14 protein-coding genes are annotated in these 14,633 nt (G+C 72.3%); 12 read left to right on the top strand and 2 right to left on the bottom strand.

All coding sequences use genetic code 11. The features are described from left to right. The first annotated feature begins 11 nt into the window (after positions 1-11). The 4 genes from OG302_RS33225 (at position 12) to mtnB (ending at position 3,071) form a co-directional block, all read left to right on the top strand. A complete protein-coding gene (locus OG302_RS33225) occupies positions 12-1,076 on the top strand; it encodes an LLM class flavin-dependent oxidoreductase (RefSeq protein WP_371530147.1) in 1,065 nt (354 codons plus the stop codon). A gap of 71 nt (positions 1,077-1,147) precedes the next feature. Then, positions 1,148-1,732 (top strand): acireductone dioxygenase, encoded by a 585-nt coding sequence (locus OG302_RS33220; protein WP_371530146.1) that lies wholly within the window; start codon positions 1,148-1,150, stop codon positions 1,730-1,732. Then, positions 1,729-2,460 (top strand): acireductone synthase, encoded by a 732-nt coding sequence (mtnC, locus tag OG302_RS33215; RefSeq protein WP_371530145.1) that lies wholly within the window; start codon positions 1,729-1,731, stop codon positions 2,458-2,460. The genes OG302_RS33220 and mtnC overlap by 4 nt, the downstream gene beginning before the upstream one ends. Continuing rightward, on the top strand, positions 2,457-3,071 hold the full coding sequence (gene mtnB / locus OG302_RS33210; RefSeq protein WP_371530144.1) for a methylthioribulose 1-phosphate dehydratase: 615 nt from the start codon (positions 2,457-2,459) through the stop codon (positions 3,069-3,071). Before mtnC ends, mtnB begins: the two co-directional genes overlap by 4 nt. Positions 3,072-3,149: 78 nt before the next feature. Here mtnB and mtnA read toward each other — a convergent pair whose 3' ends face one another. Continuing rightward, on the bottom strand, positions 3,150-4,220 hold the full coding sequence (gene mtnA / locus OG302_RS33205; RefSeq protein ID WP_371530143.1) for an S-methyl-5-thioribose-1-phosphate isomerase: 1,071 nt from the start codon (positions 4,218-4,220) through the stop codon (positions 3,150-3,152). Positions 4,221-4,569: 349 nt separating this feature from the next. Here mtnA and OG302_RS33200 point away from each other — a divergent pair, with 349 nt between their 5' ends. The 8 genes from OG302_RS33200 to OG302_RS33165 all read left to right on the top strand — a co-directional run bounded on the left by OG302_RS33200 (position 4,570) and on the right by OG302_RS33165 (position 13,037). After that, complete coding sequence (locus OG302_RS33200; protein ID WP_371530142.1) at positions 4,570-5,628, top strand: BMP family ABC transporter substrate-binding protein; 1,059 nt, start codon at positions 4,570-4,572, stop codon at positions 5,626-5,628. After that, entirely contained in the window at positions 5,612-7,390 is a 1,779-nt protein-coding gene (locus tag OG302_RS33195; protein WP_371530141.1) for an ABC transporter ATP-binding protein, read from the top strand. The genes OG302_RS33200 and OG302_RS33195 overlap by 17 nt, the downstream gene beginning before the upstream one ends. After that, complete coding sequence (locus OG302_RS33190) at positions 7,390-8,490, top strand: ABC transporter permease (RefSeq protein ID WP_371530140.1); 1,101 nt, start codon at positions 7,390-7,392, stop codon at positions 8,488-8,490. The genes OG302_RS33195 and OG302_RS33190 overlap by 1 nt, the downstream gene beginning before the upstream one ends. Then, on the top strand, positions 8,487-9,383 hold the full coding sequence (locus OG302_RS33185; RefSeq protein WP_371530139.1) for an ABC transporter permease: 897 nt from the start codon (positions 8,487-8,489) through the stop codon (positions 9,381-9,383). The genes OG302_RS33190 and OG302_RS33185 overlap by 4 nt, the downstream gene beginning before the upstream one ends. Continuing rightward, entirely contained in the window at positions 9,380-10,153 is a 774-nt protein-coding gene (locus OG302_RS33180; RefSeq protein ID WP_371530138.1) for a nucleoside phosphorylase, read from the top strand. The genes OG302_RS33185 and OG302_RS33180 overlap by 4 nt, the downstream gene beginning before the upstream one ends. A gap of 76 nt (positions 10,154-10,229) precedes the next feature. Then, positions 10,230-11,654, top strand: coding sequence for an amidohydrolase (locus OG302_RS33175; RefSeq protein WP_371530137.1), 1,425 nt, complete (start codon positions 10,230-10,232; stop codon positions 11,652-11,654). Between the two features lie 2 nt (positions 11,655-11,656). Beyond that, positions 11,657-12,268, top strand: coding sequence for a sulfite oxidase-like oxidoreductase (locus OG302_RS33170; RefSeq protein WP_371750310.1), 612 nt, complete (start codon positions 11,657-11,659; stop codon positions 12,266-12,268). Positions 12,269-12,290: 22 nt separating this feature from the next. Continuing rightward, positions 12,291-13,037 (top strand): ferredoxin reductase, encoded by a 747-nt coding sequence (locus OG302_RS33165; protein WP_371750309.1) that lies wholly within the window; start codon positions 12,291-12,293, stop codon positions 13,035-13,037. An 82-nt stretch (positions 13,038-13,119) separates the two neighbouring features. Here OG302_RS33165 and OG302_RS33160 read toward each other — a convergent pair whose 3' ends face one another. Beyond that, entirely contained in the window at positions 13,120-14,499 is a 1,380-nt protein-coding gene (locus OG302_RS33160; RefSeq protein WP_371530136.1) for an MFS transporter, read from the bottom strand. Positions 14,500-14,633 lie beyond the last annotated feature (134 nt).

Below are 14,633 nucleotides of genomic sequence, written 5' to 3'. Positions count from 1 at the left end.
AGAGTGGATCCATGAAGTTCCAGGTGCTCTCGATCATCGGTCATGCCCCGCACCCGCTGACCGGCCAACTCCCCACGTCCGCCGACCGGTTGGCGGACGTGATCGAGGTCGGCGTGGCCGCCGAGCGGCTCGGCTACGACGCGTACGCCGTGGGCGAGCGGCACGCGGGCGCCTTCCTGTCGTCGAGCCCCACGGTCGTGCTCGGCGCGCTCGCCGCGCGGACCACGCGTATCAAGCTGCTGACCGGTGTCACCGTCGTGGCGATCCTCGACCCGGTGCGGGTCGCCGAGGACTATGCGACGCTCGATCAGATCTCGCGCGGGCGCATCGAGTTGGTGATCGGCAAGGGCGCGGAGGCCGGGCACTTCGACCTCTTCGGGCTCGACGAGAAGCGCCAGTGGGATCTGCAGAAGGAGAAGTACGAGCTGCTCCGCCTCCTGTGGAGCGAGGAGAACGTCGACTGGGAGGGCGAGTTCAGGCCCGCGCTCAAGGACGTGACGACGGTGCCGCGCCCGTACGCGGGCGTGCCGCGCATCTGGCACGGTTCGGCGACGTCCCTCAACTCCCCCGATCTGGCGGCCAGGCACGGGGATCCGCTCTTCACCGCCAACGCCATCCAGCCGCGTGCCGCGTACGCGAAGCTCATCGCGCACTACCGCGAGCGGTTCGAGGCGTACGGGCACGATCCGGCGCGCGCCCGGGTCGCGGCGGGCTCCGGCGGGCTGTTGATCGCGGACTCCGCCGAGCAGGCGGTCGCGCGCTACGGCGAGCTGTACGAGGCGAAGGTGCGCCAGACCTTCAAGCCGCATCTGGAGGGCAGGGCGGGCTACAACACGCCCTTCCGCACGATCGAGGACGCGATCGCCGACGGGCCGCAGCTCATCGGCTCCCCGCAGCAGATCATCGACAAGATCCTCGGCTACCACGAGGTGTACGGGCACGACCTGCAGTCGATCACCGTGGACGGCTTCGGCCTGGAGCGGGGCGAGCAGATCGAGACGCTCCAGCGGTTCGCGGAGGAGATCGCGCCGGTGGTCCGCAGGGCCGCGCCGTCCACGCTGTGGGACGGCGCGTAAGCGCGGCTGACGTCTGCTGACCTGGGAGTTACGATCCCCCCTACCCACCTTGTCCCCCTCTGGAGCAAGCCATGACCCTCCTGACGACCTGGCCGGAGTCCGGCCCCGAGACCGTCGTACGCCGCACCTCTGACCCGGTCGAGATCGCCGCCGCGCTCGCCCCCGTCGGCGTGCGCTACGAGCAGTGGCCGGTGCGCGAGGACGTGCCCGCCGACGCGGACAGCGACGCCGTCTTCGCCGCGTACCGCGCGGAGATCGACCTGCTGAACGCCGAGGAGGGCTTCCGGACGGTCGACGTGGTCGGGCTGCACCCCACCGACGACCCCGAGTGGCCCGAGAAGGCGAAGGCTGCCCGGCAGAAGTTCCTCGCCGAGCACACGCACGACGACGATGACGAGGTGCGGTTCTTCGTCGCGGGCGCGGGCATCTTCTATCTGCACGTGGGCGGCGAAGTGCACGCGGTCTACTGCGAGAAGGGCGACCTGCTCGGGGTGCCGCGCGGCACGACGCACTGGTTCGACATGGGTACGTCCCCCTCGTTCACGGCGATCCGCTTCTTCCACGAGGAGGACGGCTGGATCGGCACGTTCACGGGCAGCCCGATCGCCGACCGCTTCCCGGACTTCGACGCGATCCACGCGGGGTACGCCGCGTGACGGTCCGGTTCGACGAGGGCTCTCTGGACGCGGTGGTGCTCGACATCGAGGGGACCACGAGCGCCACGGGGTTCGTGGTGGACGTGCTGTACCCCTACGCGCGCGAGCGCTTCGGGGCGCTGCTCGCCTCGCGGGGCGATGAGCCGGAGGTGGCGCGGGCCGTCGCCCAGGTGCGGGAACTGGCCGGTGAGCCGGACGCGGACGCCGGGCGGGTGGAGAGGGTGCTCGGCGAGTGGGTCGACGCCGACCGCAAGGCGACTCCCCTCAAGACGCTCCAGGGCATCCTCTGGGCGGAGGGCTTCGCGCGAGGCGAGCTGGTCTCGCACTTCTACCCGGAGGTGATCGACGTGCTGCGGGCCTGGGCCGCCGCGGACGGGGTGCGGTTGTACGTGTACTCGTCCGGCTCCGTCGCGGCGCAGCGGGCGTGGTTCACGTACTCGCCCGAGGGGTCCCTGATGGAGCTCGTGAGCGGTTTCTACGACACCGAGAACGCGGGCCCCAAGCAGGAGGCGGACTCCTACCGGGCCATTTCGGCCGCGATCGGCGTTGCCGCCGACCGCACACTCTTCCTCTCCGACCGGCTCGGGGAGCTGGACGCCGCGCGGGACGCGGGGTGGCGGACCGTCGGGGTGCGGCGGGCCGGGGAGCCGTACTTCGCCGCCGGGGTCGGCGGGCATGCGGAGGTTTCGGCCTTCGATGAGATCAGTCTTGCGAGGAGCGCTCGATGAGTTCGACCGAAACCACTTCCGTGCTGGATCTGGAGGAGGCGGGGGCCGTCCTCGCCGCCGAGGCCGCGCGCTTCGCGTCGTTCGGGTGGATGCGGGGTACGTCCGGGAACCTGTCCGTGGTGCTTTCCCGTACGCCGCTTCAGCTCGCGGTGACGGCGAGCGGGCGGGACAAGGGTGAACTGACGTCCGCGGACGTGGTGTTGACGGACGCCTCCGGTGCGGCGCTCGGCGCGGGGCGGCCTTCGGCGGAGGCGGCGCTGCATGCGCGGGTGGCCGCGCTCACCGGGGCCGGGGCCGTGGTGCACGTCCACACCGTGGCGTCGGTGGCCATGGGGCACCGGAAGCCGGGGGGTGTGGAGTTCCGGGACCTGGAGATGCTGAAGGGGCTCGGGCATCCGACGCATGAGGTGGCGGTGACGCTGCCGGTCATCGAGAACAGCCAGGACATGGCTGTGCTGGGGGATCGGCTTGAGGCGGCGCTCGCTCCTGGGATGCCGGCGGTTGTCGTTGCCGGGCATGGGCTGTACGTGTGGGGGGCGGATCCTCGCGAGGCGCGGCATCGTACTGAGGTGGTGGAGTGGTTGCTGGAGTTGGAGCTGACGCGGGGCTGAGTTTCCCCAACCCCGCCCCTTCCCGGCTGCGTCCATCGGCGGCTGCGCCGCGCAGGGGCTCCGCCCCGGCCCCGCTCCTCAAACGCCGGACGGGCTGGATTCCTCAAGCCCGGGCCACTCCCCCGCCGACACCTCCAGCACACCCCGCTCCGTCACCAGCGCGCTCACCAGTGAGCCCGGGGTCACGTCAAATGCCGGGTTGTGGCCCCGCGAGGACGCCGGAGCGGTCCGCACTCCCGCCCACTCCAACACCTCGTCCTCGCCCCGCAGTTCGATGTGGATGTCGGCCCCCGTTGCCGTGGCGAGGTCCACCGTCGTGGTGGGGGCGGCCACCATGAACGGGATGCCCGCGTGGGCGCAGGCCAGGGCGATGCCCACCGTGCCGACCTTGTTCGCCGTGTCGCCGTTCGCCGCTATCCGGTCCGCGCCCACTATCGCCGCGTCCACCTCGCCCCGCAGGATCGTGCCCGCCGCGGCCCCGTCCGCCTGGACGAAGTGTGCGATTCCCTCCTGTGCCAGCTCCCACGCGGTGAGCCGCGCGCCCTGGAGCAGGGGGCGGGTCTCGTCGGCGTAGACCGTCTCCAGGGCGCCGCGGCCGTGCAGTTCGCGGATGACGCCGAGCGCCGTGCCCCAGCCCGCCGTGGCGAGCGCGCCCGTGTTGCAGTGGGTGAGGATGCGCAGCGGCCGGTCGGCCGGGGTGTGCTTGAGGAGCCAGTCGGCGCCGTACGCGCCCATCGCATGGTTCGCCGCCAGGTCCTCGCGCACGATCGCGTCCGCCTCCGCGAGCACCGCGGACAGACCGGCGTCGATGAGCGGGGCCACCCGGTCCACGCACACCATCAGGTTCACCGCGGTGGGCCTCGCCGCGCGGATGCGGGCGACCTCCGCGTCGAGGCGTGCCCGGTCCCAGCCCTCGCGCTCGCCCTGTGCCACGGCGAGCGCGACGCCGTAGCCGCCGGCCGCGCCGATCGCGGGAGCGCCGCGGACCACGAGCCGCACGATCGCGTCGATCAGCTGGTCGACGGTGGTGACGTCGAGGCGGTTCAGGGCGTGCGGGAGCGCCGTCTGGTCGATCAGGGAGAGGGCCGGTGTGGTGCCGCCCTCCGCGGCCTCCTGCCACTGGACAGCACGCAGTTCCTGGCTGCTCATGGGTACTCAACTCCGGGAAAATAGGGGCGTTTGCGGCCATGCGGGGAGGGGTGCCGACACCGTACCTGACGTGCTCGAACCATATTTCGAGACGTTCGTGCGGCTGTCCGAAATCCGGTGTTACCCTCACCGCCACCCAGGACGGATCGACCCACGGTGCGAGGAGGACGGCCATGAAGACCCAGCAGACCACCGGCTCCCTGTGCTGCCCCGCCGTGACCGGCTGTCGCCGCGGTTGTCGCTGCTGTCGCTGTTGTCGCTGAGCGACCGCGCTCCGCACGTCCGACCTCCCTGCCACCGCCTGGGCTCCCAGGCTCCTTCGAGAAGGCGCTCCCGTATGTCCTTGCGCATGTCGCTTCGCATGTCCCGCCGTACGTCCCTTCGGCTGTCCTCAATCGCTGTCGGCGCCGCCCTTCTCGCCACCGGCTGCAACGCCGCCGCGAAGAAGGGTGGTTCGGACGGTGACGGTGCCGCAGGGGCCAAGGAGTTCACGCTGGTCACGCCCGACCCCGTGGCACAGAACGAGTTCCTCAAGCTCGCCGTCAGCGGGGTGAAGTCGGCGGCGAAGGCGCAGGGCGCCGGAGCGCCGAAGGTCTTCCAGAGCAGCGACACCTCCTCGCAGCAGCAGAACGTGCAGTCGGCCGTGGACTCCGCGCCCGATGTGATCGCCCTGGTCGGCTTCGAGTTCGCGGACATCGCGGCGCAGCAGGCCGAGGCGCACCCGAAGCAGCAGTTCCTGCTCGTCGACGCGTGCACGAAGAAGACGTACGAGAACGTCACCTGCGCGGTCTTCCGCGAGCACGAGGCGGTGTACCTCGCGGGCGTCGAGGCCGGGCTGCTCACCAAGAGCAAGAAGGTGGGCGCCGTCGACGTCCTCGACACCACGCAGTTCCGCCGCTACAGCGAGCCGTTCGCGGCCGGTGCCAAGAAGGTGAAGGCGGGGGTCAGGTCCCGCACGCTCTTCGTCGGCGGGCAGTCGCCCTTCAATGACGCGGCGCGCGCCAAGGACCAGGCGGCGACGCTCGGTTCCGGCGGCGTCGACCAGGTGATGGCGGCCGCCGCCGGCGGCAACACCGGTGTCTTCCAGGCCGCGAAGGCCAAGGGCTTCAAGGCGTACGGCGTCGACGCGAACCAGTGCGTCGGCAGCCCCGGGGTCGTCGTCGACAACGTACTGAAGAAGACCGATGTCGCCGTCGAGAAGGGCATCGCGCAGATCCTGGACGGCAAGGGCGGCACCACGGTGTCGTACGGCCTCAAGGAGGGCGGCATGTCACTGACCGGTCTTGAGCCGGGCGTCGCGGACTCCAAGTGCCTGATCGCCGGTCACAAGGACGTACTGAAGCGCGTCGAGTCGCTGCGGGACGAGATCGTCGCGGGGAAGCTGAAGGTCAATGACCCCGCGGCCTGATCCCGTCGCCACCGCCCCCGCGGTGGAACTCCGCGGCATCACCAAGGAGTACCCCGGCACCCTCGCCAACGACCGGGTGGACCTGACCGTCGCGCGGGGCGAGATCCACGCCCTGATGGGCGAGAACGGCGCGGGCAAGTCGACGCTGATGTCCGTCCTGTACGGGCTGCAGCGGCCGGACGCAGGGCGGATCCTGCTCGACGGGCGCGAGGTGACGTTCGCGAACCCCAGTGAGGCGATCGCGGCGGGCCTTGGCATGGTGCACCAGAGCTTCAAGCTCTTCCCGTCGTTCACGGTCGCCGAGAACGTCGTGTACGCCGCCGAGCCGCGCCGTTTCGGTCTGACGGACCGGGGGGAGGCGCTGCGGCGGGTGGCCGCGCTCGCCGAGGAGCACGGGCTCGCGGTGGATCCGGCGGCGAAGGTCGGGGACCTGCCGGTGGGGGTCCGCCAGCGCGTGGAGATCCTCAAGCTCCTCTACCGAGGCGCCCGTACGCTGATCCTCGACGAGCCGACGGCGGTCCTCACCCCGGCGGAGGCCGACGGCCTGTTCCGTGTCCTGCGCTCCCTCGCGGACGACGGGCGCACGGTCCTCCTCGTCACCCACAAGCTGCGCGAGGTGATCGAGGGCAGCGACGCGGTGACGGTACTGAGGGACGGCCGGGTCGCGGACCGGATGCGGACCGCCGACACCAGCGCGGACGCGATCGCGGCGGCGATGACCGGGCGGGCCGTGGAGCTGGACCGTGTGCATCCGCCGGGTGCGCCGGGCGGCGATGTCCTGACGGTCGAGTCCCTGTCTGTCGATTCACTGTCGGCGGACGCGGTGCGCGAGGTCTCGCTCTCCGTCCGCGCGGGCGAGATCGTGGGCATCGCGGGAGTGGCGGGCAACGGCCAGAGCGAACTCGTCGAGGCGATCGCCGGATTGCGTCCGGTCGCCGCAGGGCGGGTCACGCTCTCCGGTCAGGACATCACGGACGCGTCGGCGGCCGGGCGCCGCGCGGCAGGGCTCGCGTACGTGCCCGAGGACCGGCTGGCGGTCGGCACGGCACCGGCCGCGACGATCGCGGAGAACCTCGCGATGGGCCACCACCGGGGGCATGGCCTGCTGCGCCCGTCCTGGCTGCGCGACCACGCGCGGGTCCTGATCGACCGCTTCGGCATCAAGGCGGCCTCGTCCCGCCACACGGCGGGCTCGCTGTCCGGCGGCAACCTCCAGAAGCTGGTCATCGGCCGCGAACTCGCCCATGAATCACCCCTGTTGATCGTCGAGCAGCCCACCCGGGGCGTCGACATCGGCGCCGTCCAGACGATCCACGACCAGCTGATCGCCCACCGCGACGCGGGCCACGCGATCCTCCTGGTCTCCGCCGAACTGAGCGAGATCCGCGGCCTGTCCGACCGGGTCCTGGTGATGTACGAGGGCCGGGTGGCCGCCGAGTACGCACGCGCGGACGCGGACGAGCGCACACTCGGCCTCGCCATGGCGGGCGGCGCGACCACGCACGCCACGCCTGCCGAAACCGGCACAGCAGGCCCGCCGAACGGCTCCGACGCCGGACCGCCGGCCGACGTCGCGGCGATGGCCGCACCGACAGCACCCGCCGCCGCGGGCGCAGTCGCGGTCCCGGCCCCGGCCGAAGCGGCACCTTCCGCCCACGGAGCCGCCGGATTCGCGGCTCCGAAAGCGCCGACCGATTCCGGTGACGCCGTCCCGCCTCCCCGCGGGAGCGACGGTCTCGCCCCCGCGAAGGAGGCACCCTGATGGCCGCCGACACCCCCGGCACCGCCGGGGCCATCGCCGTGCGCGTGCTGCGCGCGCCCGCGCTGCACTCCGTCGTCGCCGCCGTCCTCGTCGGCGCGCTGTTCCTCGTCGGGACCGGCGCCGATCCGATCGGCGCGTACGGCTCCGTGGTCAGCGGCGCGCTCGGGCCCGACGGCATCGGGTCCACGCTCACCACCGGGACCGGCATCATCGGGCTCGCCGTCGCGCTCGCGATCCCCATGCGGGCGGGGCTCCTCAACCTCGGCGGGGACGGGCAGTTGGTGCTCGGCGGGATCGCCGCTGCCGCCACCGGGCTCTACTCCCCGCTGCCCGCGCCCCTCACCGTCGTCGCGGCGCTGCTCGCGGGGATGGCGGCAGGCGCGGCCTACGCGGCGCTCGCCGCCGTGTGCCAGAACCGGTTCGGGGTGCCGCTCCTCGTCAGCAGTCTGCTGCTCGGGTATCCGGCGATGTCCTTCGCCTCCTACCTCGCGCGCTTCCCGCTGAAGGAGGACGGGTCGAGCCTCCCGCAGACGCGGCGGCTGCCCGACGGGGTCGAGCTGCCCGCCTTCGGGTCGTCGACCGTCACGGTGGGGCTGCTCCTCGTGGCCGTCGCCGCCGCCGTCTTCATGTTCGCCGACGCCCGCACCGCCACCGGCTACGAGATCCGCATGACGGGGCTCAATCCGCGGTTCGCGGCGTACGCGGGGGTCGACAGGCCACGGCTCACGCTGCGGCTCATGGCACTCTCCGGCGCCGTCGCGGGTCTGGTCGGCGCGATCGGTGTCCTCAGCTTCCCGTACCGCTTCATCGACGGGTCGCTCACCGCGGCCGGGCACACCTGGACCGGCCTCACGGCCGCGCTCCTGGCCGCCGCCGCGCCGGTCGGGACCGTGCTCGCCGCCCTGTTCTTCGCGGCCCTCGAAGTGGGCGGGCTCGCCATGGAGCGCACCACCGAGGTGCCGCGCGAACTGACGCAGGTCCTCCAGGCCGTCGTCATCGTCTTCCTAGCGGCCCGGCTCAACCTGACGTGGCGGCGGGCCGGGAAGAAGAGCGCCGACGCGCCGGAGCCCACCGAAACGAAGGAAGTGAGCGTGCGATGAGCATCGACTCCGCGCTGTTCCACTCGGCGCTCCTCGCCCTCACCCCGATCCTCCTCGCCGCACTCGGCGGCGCGGTCTGCGAGCGTGCGGGCGTCTTCAACATCGGCCTCGAAGGCATGATGCTGATCGGCTGCTTCAGCGGCGTCGCGGGCAGCTGGTTCACCGGGAGCGCCTGGCTCGGCGTGGTGTTCGCGGCCCTCGCCTCGGCGGCGTACTCGATGGTCCTGGCCGTCGGGACGATCAGTCTGCGCGGGGACGCCGTCGTCCTCGGCGTCGCGCTCAACCTCCTCGCGGTCGGTCTGACCGGGTTCCTGCTGCGTACGGTCTTCGGCGTGCAGGGCACCTTCTCCGATCCGGATCTCGCCGGTCTCGACGGCATCGACATCCCGTTCGCCGGGGCGGTCCTCTCCGGACACTCCGCGCTCGTGTACCTCTCGTGGGCGGCAGTCGCCGTGGCCGGGGTGTTCCTGGCCCGCCACCCGTGGGGTCTTCGGCTGCGGGGCGTCGGCGAGGCGCCCGACGCGGCGGCGACGCTGGGGGTCAGCCCCGCGAAGTACCAGTACGCGGCCGTGCTGACGTCGGGCGTCCTGTGCGGTCTCGCGGGCGCCCAACTCGCCCTCGGCAACGTCACGTTGTTCTCGGAGAACATGACGGCCGGGCGTGGTTGGATCGCGGTGGTGGCCGTGATGCTGGGCCGTGCCCTGCCGCTCGGCGTCCTGCTCGCCGGGCTGCTCTTCGGCATCGCGGAGGCAGTCGGCTTCCGCCTCCAGGGGCTCGGCATGCCGCAGCAGGCGACCGATGCCGCACCGTACGTGGTGACCCTGGCCGCCCTCTTCCTGTCCACGGCGCGCAGGCGCCGCCGCAAGCAGCCCCTGGTAGGAGCATCTTCATGACGACCGAAGCCCGTACGCCCACCGACGCGCTGCCCATCACCCGTGTCCCCCGCACCGGTCTGCCGGCCCACGCGGTCGTCGTCGGCGACCCGGCGCGCGCCACCGCCGTCGCGGACCTGCTCCAGGACGCGAAGGAGGTGTCGTACCACCGCGAATACCGCACCTTCACCGGCACCTGGCAGGGCACCCCGGTCGTCGTCGCCTCGCACGGCGTCGGCGCCCCCGGCGCGATCCTCCTCTTCCAGGAGCTCGCGGAGGCGGGCGTCACCACCATCCTGCGGCTGGGCACGGCGGGCGCGATCCGTCCCGGCATCCGTGACGGCGACCTGGTCATCGCGGACGCGGCGGTACGCGACGACGGCGTGACGCAGCAGCTGATCCCCGCCGAGTACCCGGCGTTCGCGACTCCGGAGGCGGTCATCGCGCTCCAGCGGGCGGCCCGCGCGGCCGAGGCGCCGTACCACCGTGGTGTGGTGTGGACGCGGGCCGCGTTCCAGCCGGGTTTCCTGCCGCTGCCCGGCGAGGCGTACGCGGCCGCCGGGATCGCGGCCATCGAGATGGAGCTCTCGGCGCTCCTCGTCTTCGCGTCCACGCACGGCCTCACGGCGGGCGGCGCGCTCGTCGTCGACGGCGCGAACGCCGACGAACTCGTCGACGAGGAGGCCACGGGCGGATACAACCCGCACCGCGACGTGGTGGCCGAAGGAGTCGACCGGGGCGCCCGGATAACCTTGGACGCTTTGCGCCTGCTGAGCGCGACGGAGCACTGAAGGCACCGCGGGACAGGCTCCGCAGCACAGGCGCCCGTACGACAGACACCGCACGACCTCGTGGAGAACGGAACCGATGCACCCCACTGACCTGCCGGCCCAGGACCGGGGCGGCTTCATAGATCTCCTGGTCCACGGCGGCGACGTCCTCACCGTCGACGCGGCGGGCACCGTCGTGCGGGACGGCGCCGTCGCCGTGCGCGACGGCCGGATCGTCGAGGTCGGCCCGGCCGAGCGGCTGCGCGCGACCTACGAAGCCGCCGACGAGCTGGACGCGCGTGACTGTCTCATCCTGCCGGGTCTGATCAACACGCACACCCACCTCGCGATGACGCTGTTCCGCGGCATCGCCGACGACGTCACGCTCCAGGGCTTCCTGGCCCGCGTGATCCCGGCCGAGGCTCAGGGACTCTCGCCGGAGACGGTGACGGCGGGCATCCAGGGCGCGATCGCCGAGTCCGTGCGCGGCGGGGTCACCACCGCGCTCGACATGTACTGGTTCCACGAGGCTGCCGAGGCCGTGGCCCGCGACGCCGGGTGGCGCCTGCTGACCGGCCCCACGTTCATGGACGTGCCGGGCCCGCCGGACGGCCGCCCCTACGCCGACCGGCTCGGCTGGGCGGCGGCGGACCTGGCCGCCCGCGCCCCGGCGCCGGGCACCCGCCCGGTGGTCTTCGCGCACTCCGCGTACACCCTCGTGCCCGAGCAGCTGGCGGCGATCAGCGCGCTGGCCCGCGAGCACGGCGCCCTGCTGCACATCCACGCCGCCGAGAACGCGGGCGAGGTGAAGATGGTCACCGAGCAGCACGGCATGCGTCCCGTGGAACTGCTCGACTCGCTCGGCGTGCTCGGCCCGGACACGCTGCTCGCGCACGCCGTCGACCTCACGGACGCGGAGATCGAGACGATCGCCCGCACCGGGACGTCCGTCGCGCACTGCCCGGTGTCGAACCTGAAGCTGGGCTGCGGCATCGCCCGCGTCCCCGACCTGCTCGACGCGGGCGTCACGGTAGGCCTCGGCACCGACGGCGCGGTGAGTTCCAACACCCTCGACCTCCTCGGCGCGGTGAAGGTCGCGGCGCTCGTGCACAAGGCGGGCGGCGACCCGACGGCGGTCGGCGCGGAGCAGGCCGTGCGCATGGCGACCATCGAGTCGGCCCGGGCTCTTGGCCTCGGCGGCCAGCTCGGCTCCCTGGAGCCCGGCAAGCGCGCCGACCTGATCGTCCTCGGCCTGGACCGGCCGCACCTCACCCCGCGGCACGACCCGTGGTCGATGCTGGCCTACGCCGCCGCGTCCAGTGACGTGCGGGACACGGTCGTCGACGGCCGGGTCCTGATGCGGGACCGTACGCTGGAGACACTGGACGAGCAGCGCGCGCTGCGAGCCCTGCGGGACGCGGCTGCCTCCGCGGCGCCCGGCTCCACCAGCAACGCAAGCAGCACAGACACCACCAGCAGCACAGGCACCACAAGCACCTCCGAAGTGGCAAGCAACGTATGACCATCGAACCCACCCGCGGCTTCACCGGCCGCGCCCGCGCCGCCGACCGCGACCCGCGGCTGCCTCCCGGGCAGTACGACGCGGCCGACGGATGGCCCGTCCTCTCCGCCGAGGTGACGCCCTCGCTCACGGCCGCGGACTGGACGTTCCGCGTGGACGGGCTCGTCACGACCCCGCACACCTGGACGTGGGACGAGGCGCACACGCTGCCCGCTTCCGAGTACCGCGGCGACATCCACTGCGTGACCAGCTGGTCCAAGTTCGGGGTGCGCTTCGGCGGGGCGAGCCTGGACGCGTTCCTGGCCGCCGCCGGGCCGCGCCCGGAGGCCACGCACGTCGTCGCGTACTCGCACACCGGCTACACCACGAACCTCCCGCTCTCCGACGTGACGGGCGGCAAGGCGTGGATCGTCTGGGAGTACGGGGACGGCCCGCTGCCTCCCGAGCACGGCGGTCCGGCGCGTCTGATCGTCCCGCACCTCTACTTCTGGAAGAGCGCGAAGTGGATCGCGGGGCTGCGCCTCCTTGACCACGAGGAGCCCGGCTTCTGGGAGCAGAACGGCTATCACCACCGGGGAAATCCCTGGCGGGAGGAGCGTTACTCCGGTGACTGAGACAGGAACAGCGGCTGAGGCCGTGGCCGGGACCTTCGTGCCGCCGACGCGGTTCGCCGTGCCGGGGCGGATCGCGGTGAGCAATCGCGCGGCGTCCGAGTGGCAGCGGGCGACCGTGGTGGACGTCCGCCGGGACAACACCGCCGGAACGGTCTCGACCTTCCGCCTGAAGGTGCCCGGCTGGCAGGGGCACCTGCCGGGCCAGCATCTGATGCTGCGCCTGACGGCCCCGGACGGCTACGTGGCCCAGCGCCACTACTCGATCGCCTCTCCTCCCGAGGAGGGCGGCGAGATCGAGCTGACCCTGGACCACGTGCCGGGCGGCGAGGTGTCCGGGCATCTGCACACGGTCGCCCGCGTCGGCGACGTGGTCGAGGTGCGGGGTCCGCTCTCGGGGTTCTTCGCGTGGCCCGGCGACCGCCCGGCGCTGCTTCTCGGCGCGGGGTCCGGTGTGGTCCCGCTGATGTCGATGCTGCGGCACTGGCGGGGGGCCGGGTGTCCGGTGCCGCTGCGGCTTCTGGTCTCGGCGCGTACGCGTGAGGACCTGATCTACGCGGACGAGTACGGCGACGAGACCACCGTCGTCCTCACCCGGACGCAGGGCCGGCTGAGCGCCGAGCACCTGGCGCCGTTCCTGGGCCCCGCTCAGCCCGAGGGCGGCTGGGAGGCGTACATCTGCGGCTCGAACGGGTTTGCCGAGCACGCGTCGCGGCTGCTGGTGGCCGGGGGCCAGCCGGTCGACCGGATCCGCATCGAGCGGTTCGGGTAGGGGGTACGGCGGGCCCTGGGGCTCCGCCCCAGGGCCCCCTACAAGATGTCCTCAAACGCCGGACGGGCTGAATCCCCAGCCCCTACGGCGAGACCTCCTCCAGCCTGCGCCCCGCCGTCTCCTCCGCGCCGATCCCCGCCACCACGGCTCCCACCAGCGCGACGGCCCCCAGCATCACGAACACCGTGGAGACGTTGCCGCCCGCGTATACGACGCCCACCACGATCGGGCCGAGGATGACGCCGAGGCGGTTCATCGCCCCGCCCATGCTGCTGCCGAGCGCCCGCATCCGGGTCGGGAAGAGCTCCGGCGTGTACAGGTACAGGCAGATGTTGGAGCCGAAGAAGAAGACCGCCGCGAGCGAGGTCCACACCAGGACCTGCACGGGCGTGTCGGCGCCGACGGCGGCGAGCGCCACCAGCATGACCGCCGCGCCGCCCAGACAGCCGGTGATGACCTTCCGCCGTCCCGCCCGGTCGACCGTGAGCGCGGCCACGAGGCAGCCGACGAGGCCCGCGCAGGACGTGACCGTCGAGTAGAGGAGCGCGTCGGAGAGGGAGAGGTCGTAGCGGTTCTGGTAGATCGTCGGGAGCCAGGACGTGATGCCGTAGTTGACGAAGTAGCCGGTGAACCAGAGCACGCCGATCACGAGGGTGCGGCGGCGATAGCGGCCGGTGAACAGGCCGCGCAGCCCGGATGCGGCCCCTCCGGGAGCCGCGACGGGAAGCGCCTCGGGAACGGGCGGCAAGGGTTTCCCCGTGATCCGCTCGACCTCCGCCTCGATGCCGGACATCACCTCGGACGCCTCGTCGGCCTTGCCGTGGTCCGCGAGCCACCGCGGCGACTCGGGGACCTTCCGCTGTACGAGGATGCAGAGCAGACCGGGCACCGCGGCGAGGACGTACATCCAGCGCCAGCCCATGATCGGCACCACCCAGGCCGCGACCAGCGCGCCCACGGTGAGCCCCGCCGGGAACACCAGCTCGTAGAGCAGGACGAAGCGGCCACGCTGGTGGCTGCGGGTGATCTCGGCGATGAACGTCGCCGCCACCGGCACCTCGCCGCCGATCGCCAGGCCCTGGACGAACCGCAGGGCCATGAAGGCGTCGGGCGACGTGGACAGGGAGAGGGCCAGGTTGGCGACGCTGGACAGCGCGATGCACAGCGCGATGACCTTCACGCGGCCGATCCGGTCCGCGAGGCGCCCGGAGAGCAGCGCACCGATCAGCATGCCGATCGAGCCGACGGTGAGCAGCAGCGTCGCGGCGGAGGTGCTGAGGTCCCACTCGTGTCGCAGTTCCGGCAGGGCGTAGGCGATCAGGAGCTGGTCGAAGGCCTCGAAGAAGGTGACCGCGCCCACGATGAGCCGGACGGTGACGTGCCAGCGGCACAGGGGGAGCCGTTCGAAGCGGGCGGCTATGGCGGCCCGGACCGCTGGGTCCGGGGAAGCGTCGATCGTCATGCGGGTACTCCGCTGCTGAGAGGGCGGGGACGGGGGACGAGCAGGAGGGCGGGGAAACCCGGGCCAAGGGGCAGGTAAGCGCAAAGTTTCTAAGCGCTTAAGTTGTACCGTCCCGGCACCGGAGCACGTCAAGG

The organism is Streptomyces sp. NBC_01283, assembly GCF_041435335.1.
GTDB lineage: Bacteria > Actinomycetota > Actinomycetes > Streptomycetales > Streptomycetaceae > Streptomyces.
The sequence above is the reverse complement of the archived record's forward strand: the minus strand, read 5'-3'. Positions and strand labels throughout refer to the sequence as shown.

Excerpts from the sequence above, each read along its gene's own strand:
- OG302_RS33225 (WP_371530147.1), top strand. The coding sequence starts at position 12 with ATGAAGTTCCAGGTGCTCTCGATCATCGGTCATGCCCCGCACCCGCTG.
- OG302_RS33220 (WP_371530146.1), top strand. The coding sequence starts at position 1,148 with ATGACCCTCCTGACGACCTGGCCGGAGTCCGGCCCCGAGACCGTCGTA.
- mtnB (WP_371530144.1), top strand. The coding sequence starts at position 2,457 with ATGAGTTCGACCGAAACCACTTCCGTGCTGGATCTGGAGGAGGCGGGG.
- mtnA (WP_371530143.1), bottom strand. The coding sequence starts at position 4,220 with ATGAGCAGCCAGGAACTGCGTGCTGTCCAGTGGCAGGAGGCCGCGGAG.
- OG302_RS33200 (WP_371530142.1), top strand. The coding sequence starts at position 4,570 with ATGTCGCTTCGCATGTCCCGCCGTACGTCCCTTCGGCTGTCCTCAATC.
- OG302_RS33195 (WP_371530141.1), top strand. The coding sequence starts at position 5,612 with ATGACCCCGCGGCCTGATCCCGTCGCCACCGCCCCCGCGGTGGAACTC.
- OG302_RS33190 (WP_371530140.1), top strand. The coding sequence starts at position 7,390 with ATGGCCGCCGACACCCCCGGCACCGCCGGGGCCATCGCCGTGCGCGTG.
- OG302_RS33185 (WP_371530139.1), top strand. The coding sequence starts at position 8,487 with ATGAGCATCGACTCCGCGCTGTTCCACTCGGCGCTCCTCGCCCTCACC.
- OG302_RS33180 (WP_371530138.1), top strand. The coding sequence starts at position 9,380 with ATGACGACCGAAGCCCGTACGCCCACCGACGCGCTGCCCATCACCCGT.
- OG302_RS33175 (WP_371530137.1), top strand. The coding sequence starts at position 10,230 with ATGCACCCCACTGACCTGCCGGCCCAGGACCGGGGCGGCTTCATAGAT.
- OG302_RS33160 (WP_371530136.1), bottom strand. The coding sequence starts at position 14,499 with ATGACGATCGACGCTTCCCCGGACCCAGCGGTCCGGGCCGCCATAGCC.